Here is a 6,479-nt window from a genome sequence, read left to right on the forward strand (position 1 = left end):
CACGAGTGTCGTGGCGGGGCGATAGGGTTAACCTGCCCTGGGCCGGGTGCCCTCGTACGGGTGGGGAGTGACATGGAACAGATAACGGTGCGCAGCAGGGCGCGTGTCCCTGCGATCACCTGCGGGAGCAGCGCGACAAGCTCGCGTCTCGACCGCCATCTCGCAGTGCTGGGCGGTCCCGCCGTTCCGCAGCGTGAGACGGCGGAAGCGACGCTGCTGATGCGTGAGCTGACCTCACGGGGTGCGCATGACCACAGTGGCCGGGGTGCGCGTGTGCGGAGGGTCTCTCTCTTCGCTCCCTTGCGCAGGCTGCGGCGGTCGCTCTTTGGGGGTCGCTGACCACGGGTGGTCGGGGGTTCGGCCGCCGCTCAGCGGCGGATTGCTCCCACCCACCCGCCCCCTCCCTTACTGAACACGTCACCCATCACGTCCCTCTCGTAACACCCGTGTCATGCGCACCTGTTGACGCCGCAACTTTCCGCCGCCAATGTGGCTGATTGTTTGGCCGATACACCCAACCTCACCCCCCGGAGGTGCGCGCGTGTGTGACCTGCACGATCAGCATGAGCATGAGGTACTCCCCGCGAGCGGCCCGCCCCTGAGTCGCCGCCACATCATGCAGCTCCTCGGCGCGGCCGGTGTCACCGCCGGTGTCATGACCGCCGACGCGGACCCGGCGATGGCGGCCGGCGCCGACGACAGCCCCGCCGCCTACGAACCCCCCGAAGGCCTCGCGGCCGACACCCCCGCCAAGCGCGCGGCGCTCGACTGGATCACTTCCCACGACGACCGGATCACCGGCCTGAACGCCGAGATCTGGGACAACGCCGAGCTGTCCCTGCGCGAGTGGAAGTCCTCCATCGCCGAGGCCGATTTCCTCGAACGGGCCGGATTCGACGTCAAGTTCGGCACCGCGGGCTTCCCGACGGCGTTCACCGCGACGTTCACGCACGGCAATGGCGGCCCCGTCCTCGGCTTCAGCGGCGAGTACGACGCGCTGCCCGGCCTCTCGCAGAACAAGGGCGTGGGCCACCACGATCCGCGCGAGTACGTCCACGACCCCTTCGCCCCCAGCTATGGCCCCGGCCACGGCTGCGGCCACAGCGCGCTCGGCACGGCAGCCGCAGCGGCGGCGGCGGCCGTCGCGCAGGCCGCCAAGAAGCACAGGCTCCCCGTCACCGTGAAGTTCTTCGGCTCCACGGCCGAGGAGATGCTGATCGGCAAGACGTACGCCGTCAGCAAGGGTGTGTACGACGGTCTCGACGCGTTCCTGGACTGGCACCCGTCGACGGCCAACGCGACGGGCTGGGGCAGCAGCACCGCGATGACCGCCGTCACCTTCACCTTCCTCGGCGTGGCCGGGCACGGCGGCACCCCGCTCGGCAACAAGTCCGCGCTCGACGCCGCCGTGATGATGGCGACGATGTCGGAGTTCCTGCGCGAGGAGAACCTCGCGCCGAGCGGCCGCCTGCACTGGGTGATCAACAATGGCGGCGACATCCCGAACGTCACCGCGGAGATCGCCGAGATCTCGTACTACGTACGCGAGGGCAGTCCCGCTCGCGTCAAGGTCCTCCTGGACAAGGTGATCGCGGTCGCCGAGGCGGCCGCGAAGGCGTCACAGACGACCGTCCGCCACCGCGTCACATCGGCCTGCTGGAACCAGCTCCCGGCCAAGGCCTTCGCCGAACTCCTGCACGCGAACATGCGGGAGATAGGCCCGCCCCGATTCACCTCCGAGGCCCATGAGTTGGCCAAGGAGCTCCAGGAGTCCCTCGGTCTGCCTCAGAAGGGCATGCACGACAAGGTCGGTGAACTGACGCCGCCCAACCCGGTGTTCATGGGCGGCGGCTCGACGGACGTCGCCGACATCAGCTGGAACGTCCCCACCGTCTCGATGGGCGCCGCGCTCGCCCCCATCGGCACCAAGATGCACACCTGGTCCACCGCCGCCTGCGCGGCGGCGGCACCCGGCCAGGCCGCGGTGATCGCCGCCGCGAAGTATCTGGCGGCGACGGCGGTCGACCTGATCACGCAGCCCGAGCGCCTGAAGGCGGTCAAGGACGAGTTCAAGGAGCGTACGAAGGGCGTGAGTTGGAAGACCGCGCTGCCGGACGGCTATGAGCCGCCGATGTACGAGCCCCCGGCGTGGTTCCTGAAGAAGACGGGCCAGAAGTGGCCGCCGTCGAACATCACGTGGCCGCCGAAGCGGGTCGTGTCCCAGGAGAAGTTCTCCTCGCTGGGACCGGAACTCGAACCCCAGAAGTAGCCCGCCCCGAAGGAGAGCGCGACAGCCCGCTCACCGTCCCCCGCGCGCGTACCGGCGGACGGCGAGCGGCACGCACACCGCGAGCAGAGCCAGCGACCAGAGGATCGCCCCGGCCACGGGATGCGCCACAGGCCAGGCGGCGTCCGCGGGCACGGGCGCGTTGCCGCACAGGTCACGCACCGCCGTGGCCACCGCGCTGATCGGGTTCCACTCGGCGACGGTGCGCAGCCATCCGGGGAGCCCGTCGGCGGGGATGTACGCGTTCGAGAGCAGCGGCAGCATGAACGTCGCGCCGCCCAGCTGCCCCGCCGCCTCCTCGCTCCGCGAGACGAGCCCGAGCAGGATGCCGACCCAGGTCGTCGCGAACCGGAAGAGCAGCAACAGGCCGAAGGCGCCCAGGGCTTGGAGCGGCCCGCCCTCGATCCGCCACCCCATCGCGAGCCCGACGAGCATCAGCGGCACGAGCCCCACGGCGGTGGTCAGCAGATCGGCGACTGCCTGCCCGAGCGGCACCGCGGATCGGCTCATGGGCATCGTACGGAACCGGTCCATGACGCCCCGGTGGGAGTCCTGGGCGGCGGTGAACATGCCGGTCATGATGCCGTTGGCGGCGGTCGCGACGAGCATGCCAGGGACGAGGAAGGCGCGGTAGTCGGCGCCGGGCATGGCGAGGGCGCTGCCGAAGACGTAGCCGAAGAAGAGCAGGAAGACGATGGGCATCGTCTGCGTCATGACGAGGATGGCGGGCGCGTGCTTGATGCGCTGCAGATGCCGACCGAGGACGGCGGTGCCGTCGTAGAGGATGGCGCTCAAGGGAAACCTCCATGAATTGAATGCCACTCACCGGCCCCGGGCTGCGGGCCAATCGCGTCCAAGGCTGCGGGGTAATCGGGTGGGTGGGCGGGAAAAATCCGTCGCGAAGCGGCGGTCTAGGAGACGCGGGAGACAAGCCGCAGAAAGACCTCGTCCAGAGTCGGCGCCCGCAGCGTCGCGTCCACGACAGGCACCCCGGCCGCGTCCAGTTCGCGAACGACCCGCGGCAGCGTGAGGTCCATGTCGAGGGCGACGACCCCGGCAGTGCGCCGCTCGGCGTCGAGGACCGGCTCCGCCCCGGTGAGCTGGTCAAGGACGACCGCGGCGGCGGACAGCGCCTGCTCCGCCGTGTCCCGCGGCAGGACGACCTCCACGTAACTCCCGATCTGTGCCTTCAAAGCCGCGGGCGTACCGCGATGCGCCGCACGCCCCCCGTCGATCAGGACGACCTCATCCGCAAGCTGATCCGCCTCCTCCAGATACTGCGTGGTCAGCAGCACGGTCGTCCCCTCGGCGGCCAACTCCCGCACGGAGTCCCAGATGCCGCCCCGGCTGTGCGGGTCGAGCCCGGTGGTCGGCTCATCGAGGAAGAGCACCTTGGGCCGCACCAGAAGACTCGCCGCGAGGTCGAGCCGCCGCCGCATGCCCCCGGAGTAGGTGCGAGCGGGCCGGTCGGCGGCGTCCGCAAGGCCGAACTGCTCCAGCAACTCCTCACCCCGCGCCCGCGGAGCCCGCAGCAGCCGGGCGAAGAGCCGCAGATTCTCCCGCCCGGTCAGATCCCCGTCCACGGAGGCGTACTGCCCGGTCACCCCGATCAGCCGCCGCACCGCGGCGGCCTCCCGCACCACGTCGTGCCCCGCGACGAGCGCCTTCCCGGCATCCGGTGTCTGGAGCGTGGTGAGCAGCCGCACTGCGGTCGTCTTGCCCGCCCCGTTGGGCCCGAGCAGCCCGCAGACAGTGCCCTCGGGAACGGCGAGATCGAGTCCTCGCAGGGCGTGGACCTCCCCGAAGCGCTTCTCCAGACCTTCACTAAGTACAGCGTACGTAGAAGTCATGTCCGTACGGTACCTCACTACGTACGCTGTACGTAACTAACATGGTGAGCGAGGTGATGATCAATGGCGGGCCGAGCGGCCGAACCGGAAGTGATCTGGGCGCGCCCCGAGCGTGCGGGCCGTGGCCCGAAGCCCGCGTACAGCAGGGCGGACATCGCGGCGGCGGCCGTCCGCATCGCCGACGCGGACGGCATCGACGCGGCATCCATGCGAAGGGTCGCGGCCGAGCTCGGCTGCGGCACCATGTCGCTCTACAACTACGTACCGCGCAAAGAAGACCTGTACGAGCTGATGGTCGACGCGGTCAGCGGCGAGTACGAGCTGCCCGGGGGACCGCCCGGCTCCGGCTGGCGCGCCGAGATGATGGCGCTCGGCCGCCAGACACGCGAGATCATGCGGCGCCACCCATGGCTGCCGCGGATCATGTCGACGCTCTACGGCTTCAGCCCGAACGCCCTGCGGTACCTGGAGCACTGCCTCGGCGCCCTGGAGGGGCTCGACGCGCCCTACGGCACCAAGATGGAACTCATCGGGATGGTCAACGGCTCGGTCATGACGTACGTCGTCAACGAGTTCGCCATGGCGGAGCGCGCCCGGTCACTGCCGTGGTCGGAGGAGCAGGAGCAGCAGGTGCGGTTCGCGTATCTGGCAGGGCAGGTCGCCGGTGGGGCCTATCCGCAGCTCGCGGCGGCGCTCACGGAGGGGCCCGCGCCGGGGAACGCGGACGAGCTCTTCGACCGGATGCTGAACCGGCTCCTGGACTCGTTCGCCTGAGCGGCCTCGCCGCCGTGGCTACGCCGCCGTGGCTACGCCGGGGCCTCCTCTTGGTCCCGCAACTCGAGCCGGGCCAGCTCGCCGCGCGATGCGACGCCCAGCTTCGGATAGGCGTTGTAGAGGTGGTAGCCCACCGTGCGCGGCGAAAGGAACAGCTGGGCGCCGATGTCCCGGTTGGTCATGCCGGTCGCCGCGAGCCGTACGACCTGCCGCTCCTGCGGGGTGAGCCGTTCCAGGGGCGCCGCGTCTCCGGAGTGCCGCGCCCGGCTCTCGCCGGTGGCCCGCAGCTCGGCGCGCGCCCGCTCGGCCCACGGCGGCGCCGCCAGCAGCTCGAAGGTGTCGAGGGCCGAGCGCAGCGGCGTACGGGCCTCGCTCCTGCGGCCCGCGCGGCGCAGCCACTCACCGAAGAGCAGCTCCGTGCGGGCCCGTTCGAACGGGCGGCCGTCGTCGAGGTGCAGCGCGAGCGCCTCCTCGTACGCCGGTCCCGCCTCGGCATCCGGGGCGAGCAGCGCACGGCAGCGGGCGGCGAGCGCACCCGCCCAGGCCGCCCCCGTGTGTGCGGCCCACTCGGCGAAAGCCTGCGCCGACTCCCGCACGGAATCGGCCTGTCCGGTCCGCACGGCGGCCTCGACCCGGTCCGGCACGCAGTACAGGACGACGATCGTGTGGCCGGATGGGCTCGCGGCGACGTCCTCGTACGCGCGAAGGGCGGATTCGTAGCGGCCGAGTCCCAGTTCCAGCATGGCGACCGCGATGCCGCCCCACACCTGGCCCGGCAAGACCTGCCGCAGATCGCCCTTGGCGGCGAGCTCGCGGCAGCGGTCCTCGTCGCCGTCGAGCGCCGCGAGATAGGCGAGGACGCCCGACAACTGCCCCGCATAGTGCGGCTGTCCGGTGTCCTGCGCGATCCGCAGGCCCTCGGCGGCGCCCGTCAGGGCGCAGCTGTGGCGGCCCAGGAAGATCCGCGCGCGGGTGCGCATGAGGAGCACAAGCGGCAGCGGACCGAGCGCGCCCTGCTCGCGGCACTCGCGGTCCAGCTCGGCGGCGAGGTCGTTGCCGGTCTCGAGATCGCCGAGCGGTGAGAACCAGGAGGCGATCGAGACACGTTCGCGCAGGGTGTGCCCGCGGTCGTGGCGCTCGGCCCGCAGGCTCTCGAACAGCGCACGCAGCGGCGGGAGTCCGCTGCCCGGGTCACCCGCCGCGAGCCGGGCGAGCCCCTCGGCGGCGGGCAGATAGGGCAGAGCGTCCGGGGGAGTCTTGAGATCGAGTCCGGCGAGGCGGCGGCTGATCTCGTCGATCGACTGCCGGTGCCCGGAGAGCCAGGCGGCGGTCATCGCCTCGTACGCCATGAACGCCGCCGTCTCCGGCGTGTGCGGGGCGATCTCGGCGGCCGTGTCCAGGAGTACGGAGTACGAGGCGTCGAGGCGGCCCTGCTCGCGAGCGACGGCGGCGCGCACCTGCGCGAGCTGCGCGAGGACGGCCGGGTCGGTCAGGTGCGGGGCGGCGCGCAGGGCCAGTTCGGCGGCGCGTTCGTTCTGGCCCGCGTCCGCCGCGGCCGAAGCGGCGAG

6 protein-coding genes are annotated in these 6,479 nt (G+C 71.3%); 3 read left to right on the top strand and 3 right to left on the bottom strand.

What is annotated here, in order from left to right:
- Positions 1-72 precede the first annotated feature (72 nt).
- Together ABD378_RS37385 and ABD378_RS37390 are read left to right on the top strand one after the other, a co-directional pair.
- Entirely contained in the window at positions 73-339 is a 267-nt protein-coding gene (locus tag ABD378_RS37385) for a hypothetical protein (protein WP_160504136.1), read from the top strand.
- 202 nt (positions 340-541) lie between these two features.
- On the top strand, positions 542-2,269 hold the full coding sequence (locus tag ABD378_RS37390; RefSeq protein ID WP_344528642.1) for an amidohydrolase: 1,728 nt from the start codon (positions 542-544) through the stop codon (positions 2,267-2,269).
- A 30-nt stretch (positions 2,270-2,299) separates the two neighbouring features.
- Here the strand turns inward: ABD378_RS37390 and ABD378_RS37395 are convergent, their stop codons facing one another.
- Both ABD378_RS37395 and ABD378_RS37400 read right to left on the bottom strand, forming a co-directional pair.
- Entirely contained in the window at positions 2,300-3,082 is a 783-nt protein-coding gene (locus ABD378_RS37395) for an ABC transporter permease (RefSeq protein WP_344528643.1), read from the bottom strand.
- Positions 3,083-3,198: 116 nt separating this feature from the next.
- Positions 3,199-4,137, bottom strand: a complete 939-nt coding sequence (locus tag ABD378_RS37400; protein WP_344528644.1) for an ATP-binding cassette domain-containing protein — start codon at positions 4,135-4,137, stop codon at positions 3,199-3,201.
- A 63-nt stretch (positions 4,138-4,200) separates the two neighbouring features.
- Between ABD378_RS37400 and ABD378_RS37405 the strand changes: the two genes are divergently transcribed.
- Positions 4,201-4,911, top strand: a complete 711-nt coding sequence (locus ABD378_RS37405; protein WP_344528645.1) for a TetR/AcrR family transcriptional regulator — start codon at positions 4,201-4,203, stop codon at positions 4,909-4,911.
- Positions 4,912-4,943: 32 nt separating this feature from the next.
- On the opposite strand, the gene ABD378_RS37410 is transcribed toward ABD378_RS37405, so the two are convergent.
- On the bottom strand, positions 4,944-6,479 hold a 1,536-nt coding region (locus ABD378_RS37410; protein ID WP_344528646.1), incomplete at its 5' end, for a LuxR C-terminal-related transcriptional regulator.

This window comes from Streptomyces rectiviolaceus, assembly GCF_039533825.1.
Classification (GTDB): Bacteria; Actinomycetota; Actinomycetes; order Streptomycetales; family Streptomycetaceae; genus Streptomyces; species Streptomyces rectiviolaceus.

Excerpts from the sequence above, each read along its gene's own strand:
- ABD378_RS37385 (WP_160504136.1), top strand. The coding sequence starts at position 73 with ATGGAACAGATAACGGTGCGCAGCAGGGCGCGTGTCCCTGCGATCACC.
- ABD378_RS37400 (WP_344528644.1), bottom strand. The coding sequence starts at position 4,137 with ATGACTTCTACGTACGCTGTACTTAGTGAAGGTCTGGAGAAGCGCTTC.
- ABD378_RS37405 (WP_344528645.1), top strand. The coding sequence starts at position 4,201 with ATGGCGGGCCGAGCGGCCGAACCGGAAGTGATCTGGGCGCGCCCCGAG.